Annotated in this window: 19 protein-coding genes and 1 pseudogene; 7 read left to right on the forward strand and 13 right to left on the reverse strand. The window is 72.5% G+C overall.

Annotated elements, in window-relative coordinates:
• The first annotated feature begins 36 nt into the window (after positions 1–36).
• Positions 37–663: a flavin reductase family protein gene (locus tag ACF06X_RS17545; protein ID WP_392288139.1), complete on the forward strand. Its 627-nt coding sequence runs from the start codon at positions 37–39 to the stop codon at positions 661–663.
• Here ACF06X_RS17545 and ACF06X_RS17550 read toward each other — a convergent pair.
• Positions 653–2,005: an MFS transporter gene (locus ACF06X_RS17550; protein ID WP_392288433.1), complete on the reverse strand. Its 1,353-nt coding sequence runs from the start codon at positions 2,003–2,005 to the stop codon at positions 653–655. The two genes, ACF06X_RS17545 and ACF06X_RS17550, sit on opposite strands and share 11 nt — an antisense overlap.
• A 79-nt stretch (positions 2,006–2,084) precedes the next feature.
• The gene (locus tag ACF06X_RS17555) at positions 2,085–3,293 is read right to left on the reverse strand and encodes an MFS transporter (RefSeq protein WP_392288434.1); all 1,209 of its coding nucleotides are present in this window, start codon (positions 3,291–3,293) and stop codon (positions 2,085–2,087) included.
• Between the two features lie 148 nt (positions 3,294–3,441).
• On the opposite strand from ACF06X_RS17555, the gene ACF06X_RS17560 reads away from it, so the two are divergent.
• On the forward strand, positions 3,442–4,413 hold the full coding sequence (locus tag ACF06X_RS17560; protein ID WP_392288140.1) for a GlxA family transcriptional regulator: 972 nt from the start codon (positions 3,442–3,444) through the stop codon (positions 4,411–4,413).
• Here ACF06X_RS17560 and ACF06X_RS17565 read toward each other — a convergent pair.
• From ACF06X_RS17565 to ACF06X_RS17575, 3 genes are all read right to left on the reverse strand, one after another.
• On the reverse strand, positions 4,377–5,591 hold the full coding sequence (locus ACF06X_RS17565; RefSeq protein WP_392288141.1) for an MFS transporter: 1,215 nt from the start codon (positions 5,589–5,591) through the stop codon (positions 4,377–4,379). The genes ACF06X_RS17560 and ACF06X_RS17565 overlap by 37 nt on opposite strands.
• 45 nt (positions 5,592–5,636) lie before the next feature.
• Positions 5,637–6,686, reverse strand: coding sequence for a Zn-dependent alcohol dehydrogenase (locus ACF06X_RS17570; RefSeq protein ID WP_392288142.1), 1,050 nt, complete (start codon positions 6,684–6,686; stop codon positions 5,637–5,639).
• Between the two features lie 342 nt (positions 6,687–7,028).
• Positions 7,029–7,943 (reverse strand): SDR family oxidoreductase, encoded by a 915-nt coding sequence (locus tag ACF06X_RS17575; RefSeq protein WP_392288143.1) that lies wholly within the window; start codon positions 7,941–7,943, stop codon positions 7,029–7,031.
• Between the two features lie 99 nt (positions 7,944–8,042).
• On the opposite strand from ACF06X_RS17575, the gene ACF06X_RS17580 reads away from it, so the two are divergent.
• Positions 8,043–8,981: a cyclase family protein gene (locus ACF06X_RS17580; protein WP_392288144.1), complete on the forward strand. Its 939-nt coding sequence runs from the start codon at positions 8,043–8,045 to the stop codon at positions 8,979–8,981.
• 214 nt (positions 8,982–9,195) lie between these two features.
• Here ACF06X_RS17580 and ACF06X_RS17585 read toward each other — a convergent pair whose 3' ends face one another.
• The 4 genes from ACF06X_RS17585 to ACF06X_RS17600 all read right to left on the reverse strand — a co-directional run bounded on the left by ACF06X_RS17585 (position 9,196) and on the right by ACF06X_RS17600 (position 13,421).
• Positions 9,196–9,690, reverse strand: coding sequence for an ATP-binding protein (locus tag ACF06X_RS17585; RefSeq protein WP_392288145.1), 495 nt, complete (start codon positions 9,688–9,690; stop codon positions 9,196–9,198).
• 386 nt (positions 9,691–10,076) lie between these two features.
• Positions 10,077–11,033, reverse strand: coding sequence for an acyl-CoA dehydrogenase family protein (locus ACF06X_RS17590; protein WP_392288146.1), 957 nt, complete (start codon positions 11,031–11,033; stop codon positions 10,077–10,079).
• Positions 11,034–11,040: 7 nt separating this feature from the next.
• Complete coding sequence (locus ACF06X_RS17595; RefSeq protein WP_392288147.1) at positions 11,041–12,231, reverse strand: acyl-CoA dehydrogenase family protein; 1,191 nt, start codon at positions 12,229–12,231, stop codon at positions 11,041–11,043.
• Entirely contained in the window at positions 12,231–13,421 is a 1,191-nt protein-coding gene (locus ACF06X_RS17600; protein WP_392288148.1) for an amidohydrolase family protein, read from the reverse strand. Before ACF06X_RS17600 ends, ACF06X_RS17595 begins: the two co-directional genes overlap by 1 nt.
• Positions 13,422–13,554: 133 nt before the next feature.
• Between ACF06X_RS17600 and ACF06X_RS17605 the strand changes: the two genes are divergently transcribed.
• The gene (locus ACF06X_RS17605) at positions 13,555–15,075 is read left to right on the forward strand and encodes a class I adenylate-forming enzyme family protein (protein ID WP_392288149.1); all 1,521 of its coding nucleotides are present in this window, start codon (positions 13,555–13,557) and stop codon (positions 15,073–15,075) included.
• Between the two features lie 45 nt (positions 15,076–15,120).
• Here the strand turns inward: ACF06X_RS17605 and ACF06X_RS17610 are convergent, their stop codons facing one another.
• A complete protein-coding gene (locus tag ACF06X_RS17610; RefSeq protein ID WP_392288150.1) occupies positions 15,121–15,654 on the reverse strand; it encodes an EF-hand domain-containing protein in 534 nt (177 codons plus the stop codon).
• A gap of 118 nt (positions 15,655–15,772) precedes the next feature.
• Positions 15,773–16,138: pseudogene (locus ACF06X_RS17615) on the reverse strand (STAS domain-containing protein); the annotation flags it as partial.
• Positions 16,139–16,380: 242 nt separating this feature from the next.
• Here ACF06X_RS17615 and ACF06X_RS17620 point away from each other — a divergent pair.
• Together ACF06X_RS17620 and ACF06X_RS17625 are read left to right on the forward strand one after the other, a co-directional pair.
• Entirely contained in the window at positions 16,381–16,962 is a 582-nt protein-coding gene (locus ACF06X_RS17620; protein WP_392288151.1) for a sigma-70 family RNA polymerase sigma factor, read from the forward strand.
• On the forward strand, positions 16,959–18,320 hold the full coding sequence (locus ACF06X_RS17625) for a zf-HC2 domain-containing protein (RefSeq protein ID WP_392288152.1): 1,362 nt from the start codon (positions 16,959–16,961) through the stop codon (positions 18,318–18,320). The genes ACF06X_RS17620 and ACF06X_RS17625 overlap by 4 nt, the downstream gene beginning before the upstream one ends.
• Before the next feature lie 33 nt (positions 18,321–18,353).
• Here the strand turns inward: ACF06X_RS17625 and purU are convergent, their stop codons facing one another.
• Entirely contained in the window at positions 18,354–19,205 is an 852-nt protein-coding gene (purU, locus tag ACF06X_RS17630; RefSeq protein ID WP_392288153.1) for a formyltetrahydrofolate deformylase, read from the reverse strand.
• 46 nt (positions 19,206–19,251) lie between these two features.
• Entirely contained in the window at positions 19,252–19,698 is a 447-nt protein-coding gene (locus ACF06X_RS17635; protein WP_392288435.1) for a hypothetical protein, read from the reverse strand.
• A gap of 181 nt (positions 19,699–19,879) precedes the next feature.
• On the opposite strand from ACF06X_RS17635, the gene ACF06X_RS17640 reads away from it, so the two are divergent.
• A complete protein-coding gene (locus ACF06X_RS17640) occupies positions 19,880–21,166 on the forward strand; it encodes an ABC transporter substrate-binding protein (protein ID WP_392288436.1) in 1,287 nt (428 codons plus the stop codon).
• The last annotated feature ends 45 nt before the right edge of the window (positions 21,167–21,211 follow it).

The following is a 21,211-nucleotide window of genomic DNA, read 5'->3' on the forward strand; positions in this document are numbered from 1 at the left end:
CCTATCTGACGGCACGTCAGCTTCAATGGTCGTGTGATGGGACACGCGGGGATGGCGGCCACCGCCGTCCGATACCTCAGGTCGGCCGGATCGCCCACGGCCGTGGATCCGCCCTCCGGGCCACGGCCACGGCTGCGGGCGGTACGGGAGGACGAACGGCTGCCCGTGGACCCGGCCGAGTTCCGCCGGGTCCTCGGGCACTTCGCCAGCGGCGTCACCGTCGTGACCGCCCCCGCCCCCGCCCCCGGACCCGGACCCGGACCCGAAGGCCCGGCCGGATTCGCCTGCCAGTCCTTCGCCTCCCTCTCCCTCGACCCGCCCCTGATCGCCTTCATGGTGGCGCGCACCTCGACCACCTGGCCCCGCATCGCCCGGGCCGGGGTCTTCTGCGTGAACATCCTCGGGGCGGACCAGGAGCGGCTGTGCCTGGGGTTCGCGAAGAGCGGCGCGGACAAGTTCGCGGGGGTGGGGTACGTCCCGGCCCCGGTGACGGGCTCGCCGCGCCTGGAGGGCGCACCCGCCTGGGTCGACTGCACGATCGCCCAGGTGCACACGGGGGGCGACCATCTCATCGTGGTGGGGCGGGTGGAGGCCCTGGGGGCGGAGGCGGAGGGCGCGCCGCTGCTCTTCCACCGGGGGCGGTTCGGCCGGTTCAGCGCGTGAGCGACGGCTCCGGGAGCGTCGGGCGGCGGCGGATCACCAGGGCCATCAGGGCCGCCGCCGCGCACAGCGCGCCCGAGGCGTACCAGACCACGTCGTACGAGCCGAAGGCGTCCCGCGCCAGGCCGCCCGCGAAGGCGACCACCGCCGCGCCCACCTGGTGGGAGGCGAGGACCCAGCCGAAGACGATCGCGCTGTCCTCGCCGTAGTGCTCGCGGCACAGCGCGATCGTCGGCGGGACCGTGGCCACCCAGTCCAGACCGTAGAAGACGATGAAGAAGACCATCGGCGGGTGGACGGACGGGGCGAGGAGCATCGGCAGGAAGAGCAGCGACACCCCGCGCAGCGCGTAGTACGTGGCCAGCAGCCGCCGCGACTCGAAGCGGTCGGTGAACCAGCCGGAGGCGATCGTGCCGACGACGTCGAAGACCCCGATCACGGCGAGCAGCGAGGCCGCCGCGGTGATCGGCATGCCGTGGTCGTGGGCGGCCGGCACGAAGTGGGTCCTGACCAGGCCGTTGGTCGAGGCGCCGCAGATCGCGAAGGTGCCGGCGAGAAGCCAGAAGGGGCCGGTGCGGGCCGCCTTGAGGAGGACGGTCACCGCGCGGCGGGCGGCGCCCTGGACCGGCCCGGGCTTGGGCACGAACTCCGCCGCTCCGTACGGCGCGAGGCCGACGTCCGCCGGGTGGTCGCGCAGCAGCAGCCACACGAAGGGGACGATCACGAGGGCGCAGAGCGCGACGGTCACCGAGGCGGGCCGCCAGCCGTGGTTCTCGACGAGCCAGGACAGCAGGGGCAGGAAGACGAGCTGACCGGAGGCGCCGGCCGCCGTCAGGATGCCGGTCACGAGCCCGCGCCGGGCCACGAACCACCGGTTGGTCACGGTGGCCGCGAACGCCAGCGCCATCGAACCGCTGCCGAGCCCGACGAGGACGCCCCAGAACAGCACGAGCTGCCAGGCCGCCGTCATCCACACGGTGAGCAGCGAGCCGAGCGCGATCACGCTCAGCGCGACCGCGACGACCCGCCGGATGCCGAACCGGTCCATCAGGGCGGCGGCGAACGGCGCCGTCAGGCCGTAGAGCGCGAGGTTCACCGAAACCGCGAAGCCGATCGTGCCGCGCGACCAGTCGAACTCGCTGTGCAGCGGTTCGATCAGCAGCCCGGGCAGGGAGGCGAAGGCCGCGGCGCCGATGATCGTGACGAAGGTGACGGCCGCGACGAACCAGGCGCGGTGGACTCGCGGCGTGCGAGGCGTACCGGGTGTGCGAGGTGTACGGGGCGTACGGGGCAGGGCGGGAGGCGTCGCGGAGGTCTTGGCTGTCTCGGTCACGTCACACAGCATCGCGAGCGGCACCCGGCCCGACCATTGGCCCGGATGCCAGCTTTCACAAGAATCGGGACACGAGACGGCCTTGGCCGCGCTACACCCGTGGCAACGTCCTGATCGGCCGCACCACCAGCAGCGCCACCACCACAAGGACCGAGATCCCCGCTCCCGCCAGCAGGACCTCCTCCGTCCCCACCGCCTCCGCCACCGGCCCCGCGAGCGCCCGGCCCGCCGCCATCATCAGCAGCGATCCGGCCACGTCGTAGGCGTGCATGCGGTTCAGCGCGTCCTGCGGCACATGCGTCTGGACCGACGTCGACCACATCACCAGCCAGAACGCGAACGCGGCCCCGCCCAGGAGCTGCCCCACCCCGAGGACGGTCACGGACGCCCCGGAACCGAGCAGGAGGAGGTTCACCGGCAGGCCGAGCAGCGCCACCGCCCCCGCCGCCAGCGGGCGGCGCGGGCGCAGCCGCAGGGCGAGGAGCCCGCCGACCGCGCTGCCCGCGCCGTTGACCGCCATCAGCACGCCGTACGCCGCCGAGCCGTGCTCCCCGGTCACCAGGGTGGCGGTCAGCGGCACCAGCGGTCCCGCGACCGTGAGTCCGTAGACGGTCCAGATCGCGATGACCCCCCACAGCCAGCTCCTGGCCCGGAACTCCCGCCAGCCGACGGCCATTTCGGAGCCGAGCGAGCCGCGTGCCGCCGTGTCCTGCGGCGCGGACGGTATCCGCATCAGGCCGAGGCAGAGGGCGCTGACGGCGAAGGTCAGGCCGTTGGCGGCGAAGGCGGCACCCGCGCCGGAGAGCGCGACGAGGAGGCCGGCGACCGCCGGGCCCGCCATGGTCATCAGGGACTCGACGACCCGCAGGACGGCGTTGGCGCGCTGCACGTCGGGGGCGATGCGCGGGATGGTGGAGGCGACCCCGGGCTGGAAGAGCGCGGCACCGACACCGCTGACGGCGGAGAGGGCATACACCGCCCACAGCGGCGGACCGCCGGCGGCGAAGGAGACGGCGAGGACGGCCGCTCCGGGCAGCCGCAGCACATCCGCGACGATCATCATCCGGCGGGCGGTGAAGCGGTCGGCGAGGACGCCGCCGAAGACGACGAAGAGCGCGAAGGGGCCGATCCAGGCGCCGAGGGCGTAACCGACGGAGGAGCCGGAGTGCCCGGCGCCGAGGAGCCCCGCGGCGAGGGCGACGGGCACCGTGCCCTCGCCGAAGACGGCGGCGGCCCGGGCCACGAAGAAGAGCCGGAAGTTACGGTTCCAGAGGGCCGGGGCCCCGGTCGGTACGGGAATGGCGTCCCGGACCTCAGACTTGTACGGGTAGTGCTCCGATTGCTTGTCCGTCACGGGTCCGACTTCTAGCAGCAAGTGGTCTGGACCACAAAGGGATTTCGGAGGGGATCTCCGAAGGGATCTCCGAAGGGATGCGAGGGAACTGACCGTGCCGCACCGTATAGCCGTCCTCGCCCTGCCGGGTCTGCTCCCCTTCGAGCTGGGCATTCCGCACCGGATCTTCGGCCGCGCCAAGGACCCCGAGGGCCGGCCGCTGTACTCGATCGTGACCTGCGCCCCGGTCGCCGGCCCGGTCCCCACCGACGCCGACTTCGCCGTCCACGTCGAGCACGGACCGGAGGCGCTGGCGACGGCGGACACGGTGGTCGTCCCGGCCTCGTACGAACTCGGGCCGGTCTACGAGGAGGGCAGGCTGACCGACGAGCTGGCCGCCGCGCTCGCGCACATCCGGCCCGGTACGCGGCTCGTCTCCATCTGCACGGGCGGGTACGTCCTGGCCGCCGCCGGCTACCTCGACGGGCGCCCGGCCACCACGCACTGGGCCTCGGCCCAGCACTTCCAGCGGCTCTTCCCGAGCGTACGGGTCGACGCCGACGTCCTGTTCGTCGACGACGGGGACGTGCTGACCTCGGCGGGCGTCGCCGCCGGGATCGACCTGTGCCTGCACATCGTGCGCCGGGACCACGGGACGGCCGTCGCCAACGAGGTGGCCCGCAGGACCGTCGTACCGCCGCACCGCGCCGGCGGACAGGCCCAGTACATAGCCCGCCCGCTCCCCGAGCCCGGCTGCGCGACCACCACGACCGCCCGCGCCTGGGCGCTCGCGCATCTGCACGAGCCGATCCAGCTGCGGGATCTGGCGGTACGGGAGTCGATGAGCGTACGGACGTTCACGCGCCGCTTCCGGGAGGAGGTCGGCGTCAGCCCCGGTCAGTGGCTCACCCAGCAGCGCGTGGAGCGGGCCCGGCACCTCCTGGAGTCGACGGATCTCCCGGTCGACCAGGTGGCGCGCGACGCCGGTTTCGGCACCCCCCAGTCGCTCCGCTCCCACCTCCAGGCGGCCATCGGCGTCACCCCGACGACCTACCGCCGCACCTTCCGCGCGGGCGCGGTCGGCTGAGCGGCCGGATGTCCGGCGCTCTCGATCCGCCGCTCCCCCACCGCGCCGATCCCGGTCAGGAGCAGGGTCAGGCCGACGCCGCAGAGGATGGCGGTCGAGGGGGCCACCACCTTCAGCAGACCGCCGGCGAGTGAGCCGCTCGCCGCGTAACCGGTGCCGACGGCCGCGTACATGACCGAGTAGCCGGCTGCCAGGGCACTCGGTGGCAGGATCTGACGCAGAGCCAGGTTGCGGGTGAGCATGGCCGGGGCCTGGAGGAGGCCGGCCAGGACCAGGGCGACGGCTATGGCGCCCACGGAGGGCAGCACGGCCATCAGGGCGACGCCCGCGGCGACGCCGAGGATGAGCACGAGGGACTGCACCGGCAGCCGGCCGGGCCAGCCGCTCCGCAGGCCGTAGACGAACGCGCCCACCGCCGAGCCGATCGCGAAGCCGGCGAGGAGCGGGCCCGCCCAGCCGATGCCGATCTGCCGCTGTTCGAGGAGGGCGGGCAGGATCAGCTCGGCGAGCGCCAGCAGGGTCAGGCTGCCGGCGCCCATGACGTACACCGGCCAGGCCCGCAGCAGGACGCGCCGCATCGACTCCCCGCCCTGCTCGTGGCTCTCGGCCCGCCAGCCGGGCGGCAGCGCCCACAGTCCGGCCACGGAGGCGGCCATCAGTGCGCCCTGGAGCAGCAGCGGCACGGCGGGGTCGACGCCCAGCGCCAGGCCGGTCACCAGTGCGGGTGCGACCGCCCAGATGACGAAGGTCTGCACGGACTCGATGGAGAGCGCCTGGGTGACGTCCTTCTCCGGGACCAGGCTGGTGAGCATGGCGCGCAGCGCGCCGGGGGAGGCGGCGGGACCGGCCCCGGCGAGGAAGGCGAGCAGGCCGAGGACGACGGGGTGCGCGTCGGCGGCGAGGCCGAGCCCGGCGAAGCCGGCGGCGCCCACCACGAGCCCGATCGCCAGATGCGGGCGGGCCCGCTCGGCGTTCAGCCGGATGCCGAGGACGGGGGCGGCGACGATCTCGCCGATGACGTACGCGGCGGCGAGCACCGCCCCGAGGGTGTAGCCGCCCGGCCGCTCCCGGACCAGGAACACGACCGCCAGCGGTGCCATCGCCACCGGCAGCCGGGCGGCCAGGGCGACGGCCGACCAGGCGAGGACGGGGCGGGTGAGGAGCTCGCGGTACGCCATGGTCACGACCGTATCGGCCGCTCACCCGATCACCGGTGAAAGCCGCTAGAAGGTGAGGACTCCGCGCGCGACGCGCCCCTGTTCGGCGTCCTCCACCGCCTTGGCGAAGTCCTCCACGGGGTAGGTCGTGGTGACGAGTTCGTCGAGGAGGAGCCGGCCCTGGCGGTACAGCTCGGCGTAGAGGGCGATGTCCTTCTGCGGGCGGGAGGAGCCGTAACGGCAGCCGAGGATCGACTTGTCGAGGAACATCGCGGCGGGCGGGAAGCTCGCCTCGGCGGTGGGCGCCGTCATGCCGAGGAGGACCGCCTGTCCGTGCCGGTCGAGCAGGTCGACGGCGGCCCGGACGAGGCCGGTGTGCCCGACGCACTCGAAGACGTGGTCGGCGCCGGTGGGGAGGATGTCGCGCACTCCGTCGGCGCTGGTGAGGAAGTGCGTGGCGCCGAACCGCCGTGCGGCGGCCTCCTTGGCGGGGTTGGTGTCGACGGCGACGATGGTGAGCGCGCCGGCGAGCCGGGCGCCCTGGAGGACGTTGAGGCCGATGCCCCCGGTGCCGATGACGACGACGCTCTCGCCGCGGTCGACCTTGGCGCGGTTGAGGACGGCTCCGACGCCGGTGAGGACGCCGCAGCCCATGAGGGCGGCGGAGGTGAGGGGGATGTCGGAGGAGATCTTCACCGCCTGGACGGCCTTGACGACGGTCCGCTCGGCGAAGGAGGAGTTCGACGCGAACTGGAAGAGGGGCCGCCCGGCCCGTGAGAAGGGCTGCCCGGGCCTGCCGATCGCCTTGCGGCACATGGTGGGGCGGCCACGGTCGCAGTCGGCGCAGGCGCCGCAGTTGGCGAGGGTGGAGAGGGCGACGTGGTCGCCGGGGGCGACATGGGTGACACCGGGTCCGACGGCTTCGACGACGCCGGCGCCCTCGTGGCCGAGGACGACGGGGACGGGGAAGGGGATGGTGCCGTCGACGACGGCCAGATCGCTGTGACACACCCCGGCGGCCCGCACGGCAACCCCGACTTCCCCGGGTCCGGGCTCCCGCACCTCCAGATCGTCCACGACCTGCACGTGCGTCCCGTCGAACACCACTCCACGCATGTACGTCTCCCTTGTCTCGGGAGCGAGGCACCTGCCGCACCTCGCCACCCCGTTGCGGACCTTCGTCCCGCTGAGCGGCCCCACCCTCCCTCTGGGCGGCCCCACCCTCCGCCCACCACCGTTGTGGGCATTCGTTCCGCCGGCGCGGACCCACCCCGCCCCACCCCGTTGTGGGCATCCGTTCCGCTGGGGCGGAACGGGTGGGCACAACGGACGGCGCCCTTGCCGGGCCCAGGCTCCCGGGCCGTGCGGTCACCACAGGTGCGGCGCCGTCGTGGGTTGTGCCCACCCGTTCCGCCCTGCGGAACAGTTGCCCACAACGGTGAGGGTGCGGGGCCGCCGCTACGCGTTCGGGCGGGAGCCCTCCGCCGCCGCTCGCGCCATCTCCTCCAGGCGCGCCAGCATCGGCATCGGATCCACCCCCACCGTCCCCGGCAGAAAGTCCGCGATCCGTTCCGGCGTCCAGGCGCCCGACTCCGCGTAACCCGCCCGCAGTTCCCGCGGCTGCGCCCACACCGCGATCTTCGGGCCCGCGATCGTGTAGACCTGGCCCGTGATCTGCTCCGCCCGCGCCCGCTCCGAGAGCAGGTAGACGACGAGCGCCGCCACGTCCTCCGGCTCGCCGATCTCCTTCAGCTCCATCGGCACGTTCGCCGACATCCGCGTCCGCGCCACCGGCGCCACCGCGTTCGCCGTGACCCCGTACTTGTGCAGGCCGAGCGCCGCCGACCGCACCAGCGAGATGATGCCGCCCTTCGCCGCCGCGTAGTTGGCCTGGGCCACCGAGCCCTGGTGGTTGCCGCTGGTGAAGCCGATCAGCGTGCCGCCGCCCTGCTTGCGCATCACCGCGCTCGCCGCCCGGAAGACCGTGAACGTCCCCTTCAGGTGCGTGGCGACGACCGGGTCCCACTCCTCCTCCGACATGTTGAAGAGCATTCGCTCGCGCAGGATGCCCGCCACGCACACGACCCCGTCGATCCGCCCGTACGACTCCAGCGCCGTCTCCACCACCCGCGCGCCGCCCGCCATCGTCGAGATGTCGTCGGCGACGGCCACCGCCGACCCGCCCGCCGCCTCGATCTCCTTGACGACGGCCTCGGCGATCTCGCTCGTCGGCTCCCCGCCCTCGATGGAGACCCCGTAGTCGTTGACGACGACCTTCGCGCCCTCCGCCGCGCACGCGAGGGCGACCGCCCGGCCGATCCCCCGCCCCGCCCCCGTCACGGCGACGACCTTGCCTGCCAAGAAGTTCCCCACGCCCGGCCCCTTCCCGCATTTTCTGACGGTCCGTTAGATTCACCGTAGCTGGATTCTACGACCCGTCAGATACCGGAGAACAAGACCCCGGAGGCCCCGATGTCACTTCCCTCCTCCCTCCCGCCGGAGTTCCACGACATCGCCAAGCGCGTGAACAACTGGGGACGTTGGGGCCGGGACGACGAGATAGGCACCCTCAACCTGATCACCGACGAGGTGGTACGGGAGGCGGTACGGACCGTCGTCTCCGGGCAGCGCGTCCCCCTGGCCCTCGACCTGAAGCAGGACGGCGTGCAGACCGGCATGATCCCCGGCCGGGTCAACCCGCTCCACGTCATGGTCCAGATCAACCAGGAGCTCTTCGGCCCCGGCACCGTCGCCACCAGCGACGACGCCGTGACCTTCGGGCTGCAGGCGGCCACCCACTGGGACGCGCTCACCCACGTCTCCCACTCCGGCAAGATCTACAACGGCCGGCCGGCCGCCACGATCACCCCGCACGGCCGCTCCGAGTTCAGCGGCATCCACACCGCCCGCCACCTCGTGAGCCGTGGCGTCCTGCTCGACGTGGCGGCCGCCAAGGGCCTGGACCGGCTGCCTGGCGACCACGCCGTGACCCCGGAAGACCTGGACGAGGCGGCGGAATTCGGCCGGGTGACCGTACGGGCCGGCGACATCGTTCTCGTACGGACCGGGCAGATGCGCGCGTACCTCGCCGGGGACAGGCACGGGTACGCCTTCCCCTCCCCGGGCCTGTCGATCCGTACGCCCGAGTGGTTCCACGCCCGCGATGTCGCCGCCGTCGCCAACGACACGCTCACCTTCGAGATCTTCCCGCCCGAGATCGAGAACCTCTGGCTGCCCGTGCACGCGCTCGACCTCGTCGAGATGGGGATGCTCCAGGGTCAGAACTGGAATCTGGAAAGTCTGTCCACAGCCTGTGCACAGAGCGGGCGGTACGCCTTTCTGCTCTCCGCGATGCCCGAGCCCTTCGTGGGCGGTACGGGCACACCGGTGGCCCCGGTCGCATTGCTGTGAACCCTCGCGAAAACTCTCGCGAAAACTCCGCGCGGGAGGTCTCTGCGGAAGGTCTCGCGGGTGGCGGCGCACTCGCGCGCGCCCCGAGCACGGCACGGACAGCCGCCACCCTGCCGCGACCCGTGCTCGTCGAGGGCAGCACGACGCACGCGCTCCCTCGTCGTCCCCTCACGACGAATCGCTCACCCTAGAGTGAACAAATCGGCACGAACCGTCAACAGCGCGCCGAGGCGGAAACGGCCGCCGCGGGTGCCGGTGCCGGTGACGGTGCCGCCGGGACCGGGACCGGGGCCGGTTCCGGGACCGTACGGTCCACCTCGCACCAGATGCTCTTGCCCGCGCCCTCGCGCTGCCAGCCCCACCGGTCGGCCAGGCCGTCCACCAGCTCCAGGCCCCGCCCGTTGGTGTCCTCGCCCTCGGCGTGGCGCGGTCGCGGGGGCCGGTCGCTCGCGTCGGCGACCTCCACCCGTACCGTCCCGGGCTCGGCCTCGGGACAGCCGGCGGCGAACAGCATCCGCAGCACGGCCGGACACCCCGTGTGGACCACCGCGTTGGTGACCAGCTCGGAGATGAGCAGCACCAGCGTGTCGGTCAGCGGCTCGTCATCCCCTATGCCCGATCCTGCGAGCCTCGAACGCGCCCATCGCCGGGCTCGTCCCACCTCCGCCGGGTCCGGCCCGACCTCCAACTGAACCTGAAGCACCTGCACCGTTCACACCATCCGAACCGGCGGACACATCGCCTCGCGCCCCACAGCCATCGACGTCCTTACGGAACGTGATTCCCTTGTGGGACAGCATGGTTGACGTACAGTCACCGCAACAAGCGCTTCGGGCATATTCCAGCGCGAAGGAGTACGCATGGTCCATACTGTGCGACGCACGCTGCGGGGAGTCGAACAGGAGGGCGTGAAACGCCTCCAGGGGGCGCGAGCGGCGGGCATTCCCGGCTCCGGAGCCGCCGCACGGGCAACACCGGGGCTATCCGGGTTCACAACCACTCGCATCCCACGGAGAGTACCGGAGCGAGGCCCCGACTCCGGGCCGTGACGACCCGGCCGAAGGACACAACCCGATATCGACGTTCCGTGACCCCTCAGGCCGTCCCCGCCGCCTCCTCGCCGAGCGCGGCCGCCTCCATCTCCTCGGCCGCGGCGGCCGGGAGCCACCGCTCGGCCCGCACCCAGGCCCGCTTCAGGTGGAGATGGACGTCCGCCTCCCAGGTGAAGCCCATGCCGCCGTGCACCTGCAGGCAGTCGCGGGCGCAGCGCACCGCGGCCTCGTCGGCGAGGAGTTTGGCGCCGGCGATCTCGACCGGGTCGGCGGTGACGGCCGCCGCGTAGACGGCGGCGCGGGCGACCTCTGTTCGTACGAGCATCTCGGCACACAGGTGCTTGACCGCCTGGAAGGCGCCGACCGGCTGCCCGAACTGCTCCCTGGTACGGGCGTGGGCGACGGCCGTCTCGGTGGTGCGCCCGGCGCTCCCGAGCTGCTCGGCGGCGGTCAGCAGGGCCGCCGTCGCGGCCCATGGTCCCCAGCCGCCCGCGGGGCCTGACGAGCGGGCGCCTCCGCCCGCGGGGCCGGGCAAGCGGTGCAGGGGCGTCAGCGGGTCCACCGACCGCACGGGGACGGGCAGCGGGTCCTCCGGCCGCACGGCGGCGGCGCCCGTCGCCTCCCTCAGGACCACGTCCGCCTCGTCGAGCCAGTCCACGAGCGCCCCGTCGGCGCGGGTCACGACCGTCTTCCCCTCCGCCGCCCCCGGCACCTCTCCCGCCGCCAGGTGTGTCGCCACCAACGGCCCCGGCAACAACACCCGCCCCGCCTCCTCGAAGACGAGCACCGCCTCCGGCAGGCCGAGGCCCACGCCTCCCTCCGCCTCCGGCAGCCGTAGCGCGAAGAATCCGGCCGCGCCCAGCTCCCGCCACAGCGCCCGGTCCAGGGTGCCGCCGGCCTCGACGGCCGCCCGGAGCGCCGCCCGGTCGAAGCGGCGCTCGAGAAGCGCCCGTACCCCCGCCTTCAACGCCTTCTGGTCCTCCGTGAGCCGGAAGTCCATGGGTGGGTCACCGCCCCTTCGGCAGGCCGAGGATCCGCTCGGCGACGATGTTGCGCTGGATCTGGGAGGTGCCGGCGGCGATCGTGTACGAGAGCGAGGACAGCCGGTCCAGGTTCCACTCGCGCCCCAGGTCGAGCGCGTCCGGGCCGAGGACGGCGGCGGCCGTGTCGTACAGCTCCTGGCGGGCGTGCGAGTAGCGCAGCTTGAAGACGGAGCCGCCGATGCCCGGCACCCCGCCCGTCGCCGGACCCGTCACCCGACCCGGACGCGCGCGACCCGTCGTCCCGCCCCGGCCCCCGCCCTCCGCCTCGCTCACGTTCCACTGCGTGAGCCGCCACAGCGCCCGGAACTCGGCGCTCAGCCTGCCGAGCCGGCGGCGCAGCACGTCGTCGTCCCAGGCGCCGCTCGCCCGGGCCGCGCGGGCCAGTTCGGCGAGGACGCGGCGGCAGGCGACGACCTCACCGACGAAGGCGGTGCCCCGCTCGAACGACAGGGTCACCATCGTGACCCGCCAGCCGTCGTTCTCCTCGCCGACCCGGTTCTCGACCGGGACGCGGACCTCGTCGAGGAAGACCTCGGCGAACTCCGTCGAACCGGCGAGGGTCCGCAGGGGCCGGACCGTGATGCCGGGAGCGTCCATGGGCATCGCGAGCCAGGTGATCCCCCGGTGCCGGGGCGCCGACGCGTCGGTGCGCACGAGCAGTTCGCACCAGTCGGCGACCTCGGCGTGCGAGGTCCAGATCTTCTGCCCGGTGACGACGTACGCGTCCCCGTCCCGGACAGCCCTCGTCCTGAGCGCGGCGAGGTCGGAGCCGGCGTCGGGCTCGCTGAAGCCCTGGCACCACACCTCGTCGCCGCGCAGCACCGGCGGCAGCCACCGGTCGCGCTGCGCCGGCGTGCCCTCCGCCGCGATCGTGGGCCCGGCGTGCAGCAGGCCCACGAAGTTGGCGCCGACGTACGGCGCCCCGGCCCGCTCGGTCTCCTCCAGGAAGATCAGCCGCCGGGTCGGGGAGGCGTCCCAGTGGACGTCCGCGTAACCGGCGTCGTACAGCCTGCGCTGCCACCCGCAGTCGTACGCGCGCCGGGCCGGCCAGTCCCGCGGGTCCGGGCGCGGGGGCAGGGCGGGCAGGGCGGAGGCGAGCCACTTCCGCAGCCCGGCCCGGAACTCCTCCTCCTCCGCGCTGTACGCGAGGTCCATCAGACGATGCCCAGGCCGAGCATGCGGATGGCGTTGCCGCGCATCAGTTTGTAGACGGTCTCGTCGTCGAGTCCCTTGACGTGGTCGAGGGCCACCTCCTTGGTGTGCGGGAAGGTGGAGTCGACGTGCGGGTAGTCGGTCTCGAAGGTGGCGTTGTCCCGGCCGACGACGTCGAGCGAGGCGATGCCGTGCTTGTCGCGGAAGAAGCAGCAGAACATCTGCCGGTAGTAGTAGGTGGACGGCGGCTCGGGGATCAGGTCGCGGACGCCGCCCCAGGCGCGGTGCTCCTCCCACACGTCGTCGGCGCGTTCGAGGGCGTACGGGATCCAGCCCATCTGGCCCTCGCTGTAGGCGAGCTTGAGGGCCGGGAACTGCACCAGGACGCCGCTGAAGAGGAAGTCCATCATCGAGGCCATGGCGTTGTTGAAGCTGAGGGACGCCTGGACGGCGGGCGGGGCGTCGGGAGAAGCGGCGGGCATCTGGGAGGACGACCCGATGTGCATGTTGACGACGGTGCCGGTCTCCTGGCAGACGGCGAAGAAGGGGTCCCAGTAGCCGGAGTGGATGGACGGAAGCCCCAGGTAGGTCGGGATCTCGGAGAAGGTGACGGCCTTCACGCCCCGGGCGGCGTTGCGGCGGATCTCGGCGACCGCGAGGTCGATGTCCCAGAGCGGGATGATGCAGAGCGGGATGAGCCGGCCGCCGCTGTCGCCGCACCACTCCTCGACCATCCAGTCGTTGTAGGCGCGGACGCAGGCGAGGGCGACCTCCTTGTCGTGCGCCTCGGCGAAGGTCTGGCCGCAGAAGCGGGGGAAGGTCGGGAAGCAGAGCGAGGCCTCGACGTGGTTGAGGTCCATGTCCTTGAGGCGCTCGACGGGGTCCCAGCAGCCGGGCCGCATCTCCGCGCGGGTGATGCCCTCCAGGGTCATGTCGTCGCGGTCGAAGCCGACGGCGGCGATGTTGCGCTTGTACGGGAACTTCAGGTCCTCGTAGATCCACCAGTCGGTGGGCGGGCCGTCGGGGTCCATCGTGATCTGGTACTTCCCGCCGACGTAGGCGAGCTCCCCGATCCCGGCGGTGAGGGGCCTCGGCCCCCGGTCGCGGTACTTGGCGGGCAGCCAGGTCTCGAAGAGGTGCGCGGGCTCGATCACATGGTCGTCGACGCTGATGATGCGGGGCAGTTCCGTCATGACCCCTCCGTCTTTCTGATGGACCGTCAGATACGGCTTCGACCTCAGGCTATCCCCGCACCCCTGGACCGACAAGGACCGGCCCTCTACGCTCTCCGCACGATCTGACGGATGGTCAGTTAAGGGAGTCGTCGTGACCGACACCGCACACGCCCTGGGCGAGTCCCGCACCCTCTGGGAGCTCGTCGACCGCCGCGCCGCCCTCAGCCCCGACCGGCCCGTCCTGCTCCAGGGGGACCGGACCCTCACCTTCGGCGCCCTGCACGACCGCGCCGAGCGGTGCGCCGCCGGGCTGTACGACATGGGGGTCCGGCCCGGGACCGTCGTCGCCTGGCAGCTGCCGACCCGGATCGAGACCGCGGTCCTCACCTTCGCCCTGGCCCGCATCGGCGCCGTGCAGTCGCCCGTCATCCCCTTCTACCGGGACCGGGAGGTCGGCTTCGCGCTGCGCGAGTCGAAGGCCGAGTTCTTCGCCGTCCCGGGCGTGTGGCGCGGCTTCGACCACACCGCGATGGCCCGGCGGCTCGGCGCGCGCGGGGTCTTCGAGGCGTACGACTCCCTGCCCGACGGCGACCCGGCCGTCCTGCCGCCACCGCCCGCCTCCGGGACGGACGTGCGCTGGATCTACTGGACCTCGGGCACCACCTCCGACCCCAAGGGCGTCCTGCACACCGACCGCTCCCTCATCGCGGGCGGCTCCTGCCTCGCCCACGCGCTGAAGCTGACCGACGACGACGTGGGTTCGATGGCCTTCCCGTACGCCCATATCGCCGGGCCCGACTACACGGTGATGCTCCTGCTGTACGGGTTCCCCGCGGTGATGTTCGAACAGTTCGCGCTGCCCGAAGCCCTGGAGGAGTACCGCAGGCACGGGGTCACCGTGGCGGGCGGGTCCACCGCCTTCTACGCGATGTTCCTCGCCGAGCAGCGCAAACAGCCGGGCGAGCCAATCATCCCCACCCTGCGGCTGCTCGCGGGCGGCGGGGCGCCGAAACCCCCGGAGATCTACCACGCGGTGGTACGGGAGATGGGCTGCGCGCTCACCCACGGCTACGGCATGACCGAGGTGCCGATGATCACGATGGGCTCACCGGACGACACGGCCGAGAACCTGGCGACGACGGAGGGCCGGCCGCCGGAGGGCATGGAGATACGGATCGCCGAGGGCGGCGAGGTGCGGCTCCGGGGCGAGGCGGTCTGCCAGGGTTATCTCGACCCGGCGCAGACGGCCGCCGCCTTCGACGAGGACGGCTTCCTCATCACCGGCGACGTGGGGCATCTGACGCCGAGCGGCCATCTCGTCCTCACCGGCCGCATCAAGGACATCATCATCCGCAAGGGGGAGAACATCTCCGCCAAGGAGATCGAGGACCTCCTCCACCGTCACCCGGCGGTCGGCGACGCGGCCGTCATCGGACTCCCCGACCCCGAGCGCGGCGAACGCGTCTGTGCCGTCGTCGAGCAGCCGCCCGGCGCCCCGGCCCTGACCCTCACCGCGGTGACGGACTTCCTGCGCGCGGCGGGCCTCTCCGTCCACAAGCTGCCGGAACAGCTGGAGGTGGTGGAGGCCCTGCCGCGCAACGACACGCTCCGCAAGGTCCTCAAGTACAAGCTGCGGGAGCGCTACTCCGTGACGGGCGCTCCTCCGTCATGAGCGCTCCTCCGTCATGAAGGCTCCTCCGTCATGAAGGCTCCTCCGTCATGAAGGCTCCTCCGTCATGAAGTAGCGGGCGAACGCCGTCACGGCCGCCTCCTCCTCGACCGCACCCGCGTCGTCGGTCGGCAGGGAGGCGGCGCTCAGCGCCGCCGCCTCCGGGGCGATCCCGAGGGCGCGCAGCGCGCGTTCCACCTCGGGCCGGGTGGGGGCGAGGACCAGCAGGGCGTGCAGAAAGGGGCGGGCGATCTCGGCGAAGCGGTCGGGGTGGTCGTGCAGCCGCTTGACCGCGCCGCCGACGAACTCCTGCTGGCTGACGCGCTGGTCGCCGTCGATGTCGGCGATCCCCGCCATGCCCTGCCAGAACGCCTCGGCGCCGGTCACCAGCGCCTGGCCCTTGTCGCAGCGGAAGGACGTGTCGAACTCGGTCAGCAGCCGTTTCGCCGCCGTCGTGAAGTCCTCGCGCGAGATGGTCCCGTCACCGTCCTGGTCGAACGCGGCGAAGCGGGAGGCGATCCGGCGCCGGTAGAGCTGCTCGGGCGGCTGTTCCGATTCCTGCTCGGGTTCCATGGGCTCCATGTGCGCGACCTTACGACGCGGAGGCCCGCTATGCCGAGAGGGGCGGAGCGGCCAGCCTTCGCGAGGGGGAGGGCTGCTCGGGGACCGACGCCGTCTGCCCGGCGAGGCACTCCACCGGCAGGGGCCGGGCCCGCTCGTCGACCGCGTCGGCGGCGTCCGCGTACACGTCGAAGAGCCGCCGGACGCCGAGCGCGGCCAGGACCCGGTTGACGTGCGAGCCCTCCAGGGCGCCGCGCGCGGGCAGGACGAGGCGCAGCCGACCGCCGCAGGAGCGCATCAGACGGCGGGAGGCGATCAGCACGCCCACCCCGCTGGAGTCGCAGAACTCGACGCCCGCGAGATCGAGGACCACGTCGTGACGGCCGCCGGCGACGGCGTCGTGCACACGTCTGCGGACCAGGGGCGAACTCACCAGGTCCAGTTCGCCCCGGACATGCAGCACGGTCCAGGGGCCTTGCTCGTCTTCGCCGACATGGAGCGTCACAGATCGCGCCCTTCGAAACGGAGGCTGTGCTTCCTGTCCCCTCCCGCTGCCCCGCGACCGCGGAACCAAACCCCTCGCGTGAAAGGTGGCGCTTTCCCTACCACCCGCGGTCTCCTGGGGGCGTACTTGCCTCAAAGGAGAGTGCGCTGTCGGTGGGGCGCACTACTTTGGACAGTGGACTCGGACCGGAGGGCCACCGAAGAGCACTGGAGAGCGCCGAAGAGCACGTGGGAGGGCTTCGTATGGCGAAGGACACACCACCGCGCTGGGACCGCCGGATGCAGCAGCGGTTGGCGCGCGGTGAGGCCGCCGCGCTCGGAGAGCTGTACGACCGCTTCGCGTCGCTCGTGCACAGCCTCGCCCACCGCGTGCTCGACGACGAGAGCGCCGCCGACCTGGTCACCCGCGAGGTGTTCGGCTACATCTGGGAGAACCCCGACGCGTACGACCCCAAGCAGGGCAATCTGCGCTCCTGGATCGCCCGGCTGACCCAGCGCCAGGCCGTCCACCGGCTGCGGCAGACGGAGGCGACGGCGTACGCCGAGACCGGTAAGGGCTCGGCGGAGGAGCTGGAGCAGAAGGTCCGCCGGGCCTCGGTCGCGGCCCGCGCGGACTACATCGTGACGTCGATGCCCGCGCCGTTGCGCGCCGCTCTGGAACTGGCCTATTTCCAGCGGCGCGACTACCGCCAGACGGCGGCGGATCTCGGGGTGACGGAGGACGAGGCGCGGCGGAGGCTGCGGCTCGGGCTGCAGTTGCTGTCGACGGCGAACACCCGCCCGCTGGAGGGGTCCTCACCGCCCGGCCCCGGACGCGCGTGGTGAGCGGGGCGAACGGCGACCCGGAGGAGGTCGCACGCGCTCCCTGGATACCGGGCCCCCGGTGGGCGGCGGACGACCACGCGAACCTGTCGGCGGCGGGGACGCGGCCGGAGGAACCCGTACAGCCCGTACGGCCCGTGGAGACGGAGGACCCGACGCGGGCAGAGGCCGACGAGCCGGCGCGGGTCGAGGAACCGACGCCGGCGCGGGTCGACGAGCCGGCGCGCGCCGAGGAACCGACGCCTCCCTCGGCCCCCGTGCCTCCGTCGCACGCTGTGCTCAAGTCCCTCCTCGGGGCCTGGGCGCTGTCCGCCTGCTCGGCGGAGGAGACACAGGCCGTCGAGGCCCATCTCACCGAGTGCGCCCCGTGCGCGGACGAGGCGCTGCGGCTGCGGGACGCGGTCGGGCTGCTCCACGCCGACCGGGACCTCGACCTCGACCCGCTGCTGCGCTCCCGCGTCCTGGAGAACTGCCTGGGCCGGCGCCCCGCCCGTATCCCGGTGCCCGACTGGGCGTGTCCGTACGACGCCGAGACGGCCCGGCTCGACGCGCTGCTGCGGGACATCGGCGAGTCGGAGTGGCACGCCCCGGTGCGCCTGAAGTGGTTCGAGGCCGAGCGGCCGGCGAGCCGCAGGACGACCGTCGCCGGGGTGATCGGGCACCTGATGACGGTGGACGGCCTGGTGTCGACGGCGCTCGGCCTGGACGACCCGCTGGGCCCGGGGATGGGAGAGGCGTCGCCGGCGGAGCGCACGGAGGCGTACTGGCAGGGCGCGGACCATCCGCCGACGCGCGCGGTGCGCGAGCCGTGGCGCGACCAGAGCCACACGCTGATCCGTACGGTGTCGTTCGCGGGACGCGGTGTCGCGGACCTGACGGTGACGTACGGGGACTTCGCGCTGCCGATGCGGGACTCGCTCCTCGAGCGGGCCTTCGAGTGCTGGGTGCACGCGGACGACATAGCGCACGCGGTGGCGTATCCGTACGAGCCGCCGAGCGGCGCCCATCTGCACGGCATGATCGACCTGGCGGCCCGGCTGCTCCCGGCGGCCCTGGCCGGCCGGCGCCGCGCGGGTCTCGCCGCCCCACCGCGCCATCTGGTCGCGGCGGGCGCCCCCGGCCGCTCGCTCCACCTGGAGGTCGAGGGCTCGGGTGGCGGCCACTGGTACATCGCCCTGGACTCCCCGGCCGCCGTCGGCTCCCCGGACCGGGCGGTCGCCCAGGTGGCGATGGACGGCGTCGAGTTCTGCCAGCTCGTCGCGGGCCATGTCCCGCCGGAGGAGGCCGCCGCCGGGCAGGACGGCGACCGCGAGGCGATCCGGGACGTCCTCTTCGCGGCGGCCTCGCTCAGCAGGCTGTGACAGGCGTTACGCGAGTTATGTGAGCTACGTGAGTTACGTGAAGACGACGGTCCGGCGGCCGTTGAGCAGGATGCGGCGCTCCGCGTGCCACTTCACCGCGCGGGCCAGTGCCTGGCACTCCACGTCGCGGCCGATGGCCACCAGCTGGTCGGGGGTGACCTCGTGGCCGACCCGCTCGACCTCCTGCTCGATGATCGGGCCCTCATCGAGGTCGGCCGTCACGTAGTGGGCCGTCGCGCCGATCAGCTTCACGCCGCGCGCGTGCGCCTGGTGGTAGGGCTTGGCGCCCTTGAAGCTCGGCAGGAAGGAGTGGTGGATATTGATGATCCGGCCCGACAGCTGCTTGCACAGGTCGTCGGAGAGCACCTGCATGTAGCGGGCGAGGACCACCAGCTCGACCTTCTGCTCGCGCACCAGGTCGAGCAGCTCGGCCTCGGCCTGCGGCTTGTTCTCCTTGGTGACCGGAATGTGCCGGAACGGAATGTCGTACGAGCCCACCAGCTCCGCGAAGTCCGTGTGGTTGGAGACAACCGCGACGATGTCGACCGGCAGCGCCCCGATCCGGGAGCGGAAGAGGAGATCGTTCAGGCAGTGCCCGAACTTCGACACCATCAGCACGACCCGCATGCGCTCGTCGGCGCGGTTGATCTGCCAGTCCATCGCGAACGAGTCGCCCACCGCCGCGAAGCTCGCCCGCAGCTTCTCCACGGTGACCGGGGCCTCGGCCGAGAAGTGCACCCGCATGAAGAAGAGACCCGTGTCCCGGTCTCCGAACTGCTGGCTGTCCTCGATGTTGCAGCCGGTGATGAAGAGATAGCTCGACACGGCGTGCACGATGCCCTGTTTGTCCGGGCAGGAGAGCGTGAGGACGTACTGGTCAGTCATCCTCGTAGGGTGCCATATCCGGCCGGGCGGTCAGGGCCCCCGTCCGTCAGGCGGACCGCGTCATGATACGGAGCACGTCCAGCGAGCGCGGGGGCGTGTCCGGGTCCTCGCCGTCCGCCGACGCCATCCGTACGTGTGCCTCGCGGGCGGCCCGTACGGCCTCCGGCCACCCGTGGTGCTCCATGTAGGCGGAGAACGGAGCGTCGGGACCGACCTGGTGCATGATCCGCAGCACGCGCAGCACGGCCACGTCCACCAGGGCGGCCTCGCCCGAGTCGCGGAATATCGTGCCGACGTACTTCTCGGCGGACCAGTTGTCCAGCCAGGTGTCCTCGACGAGGCGGTAGACGGCGTCGGTGACGTCGCCGTACCCGTCGTGACCGGCCAGCCAGGTGGTCTCGTGGAACCCGGGGTCGGAGAGCATGTGCAGCGCCGAGCGCACGTTGCTGCGCCAGCGCCACCACGGCATGTCGTTGAGCGGCATGTCGCCCATGGTGGAGGAGCGACGGCCGCGACGGGAAGAGTTCACCGAACCGGAGACAGGACTGGACACGTTTCGATCGTACGTTCCCCGAACCGGCCCGCCGACCGGCCCCCGTAATTCACCTGCGCGTCACCCAGCGTTGAACCATGCTCACTCCCGCGTTACCCGTGAGGCGGAATTGTGCATGCCCATGACCGGTAGGCGACTGACCTCACTCCTCGCATGTGTCACGACGGCGGCGGCCGGGGCGTCGCTGCTCACCGGCTGCGGCGTGCTCCCTGGGACCACGGGGGGATCCAGGGAGCCCGTCACGGTGATGACCTGGGCCCCCGACGGCACGCGGGCCACCAACATGCCGGGCATGCCCGCCATGGCCCAGGCCTACGCCCGCTGGGCCAACGCGTCCGGCGGCATCGACGGCCACGAGCTCCGCATCCTCACCTGCAACGAACAGAACACCTCCGCCGGCGCCGCGGCCTGCGCCCGCCGGGCCGTCCGCGAGAAGGTCGTCGCCGTCGTCGGCTCCTACAGCCAGAACGGGCGCGCCTTCATGGCGCCCCTGGAGGCGGCGGGCATCCCGTACATCGGCGGCTACGGCATCTCCGAGGACGAGTTCACCAGCCCGCTCTCCTATCCCGTCAACGGCGGCCAGGCCTCGCTCATGGCCGGCCACGGCATGCAGCTCGCCGAGTCCTGCCGAAAGGTCTCCCTCGTCCGGCCCGACACCCTGGCCGGCGACAAGCTGCCCGACCTCCTCAACTCCGGCCTGCGCAAGAGCCGGCACGGCGGCGCCACCGACATCCCGGCGGTCGAGGACGCCGGTGAGTACACCCAGCAGGCGGGCCGGGCGCGGACCAAGGCCGGCCGCGAGGACGGCTGCGTCGCCGCCGTCCTGGGCGAGCGCACCCAGACGTTCTTCGACTCCTTCCGCCGCCTGCCCGAGCCCGAGCCCGAGGACGAGAGGAACACGGACGACGACAGCGTCGACGCCGTGCGGATCTCCTCCGTGCTCGGCAGCGTCAGCCAGCCCGTCATCGACCGTACGGGCGGGGCGCGCAGCCCCTTCGAGGGCGCGTACGTCACCGGCTGGTACCCGGAGGCGAACGACGCGCGGTGGGCGCCGATGCGCAAGGTGATCCAGCGGCACGCGTTCGCCGACAACCGGGTCGACCCGGCCGACGCGGGCGTGCAGACGACCTGGATCGCGTACACCGTCCTCAAGAAGGTGATCGAGTCGCTCGACCGGGACACGATCACGGCGGGCGCCGTCTCGCACGCCCTCGACCGGGGGGTCACCATCGACACGGGCGGCCTCACGCCCGAACTGCGCTGGCGGTACGAGGACATGCTCGGCGCCCCCCGCTTCCCGAGGATCGTCAACCACCAGGTGACCTTCCAAGTGGTCCGCCAGGGGCGGCTCGTGGCCCAGAAGCCCGGTTTCGTCGACGTAGGCGAAACCGTCCTCACCGCCCCCTGAAGGCCTGTCGATCGGCGGCGCCTTGGATCCCGTGCGACTACGGTA

The organism is Streptomyces sp. NPDC015346, from assembly GCF_043078785.1.
GTDB lineage: Bacteria > Actinomycetota > Actinomycetes > Streptomycetales > Streptomycetaceae > Streptomyces.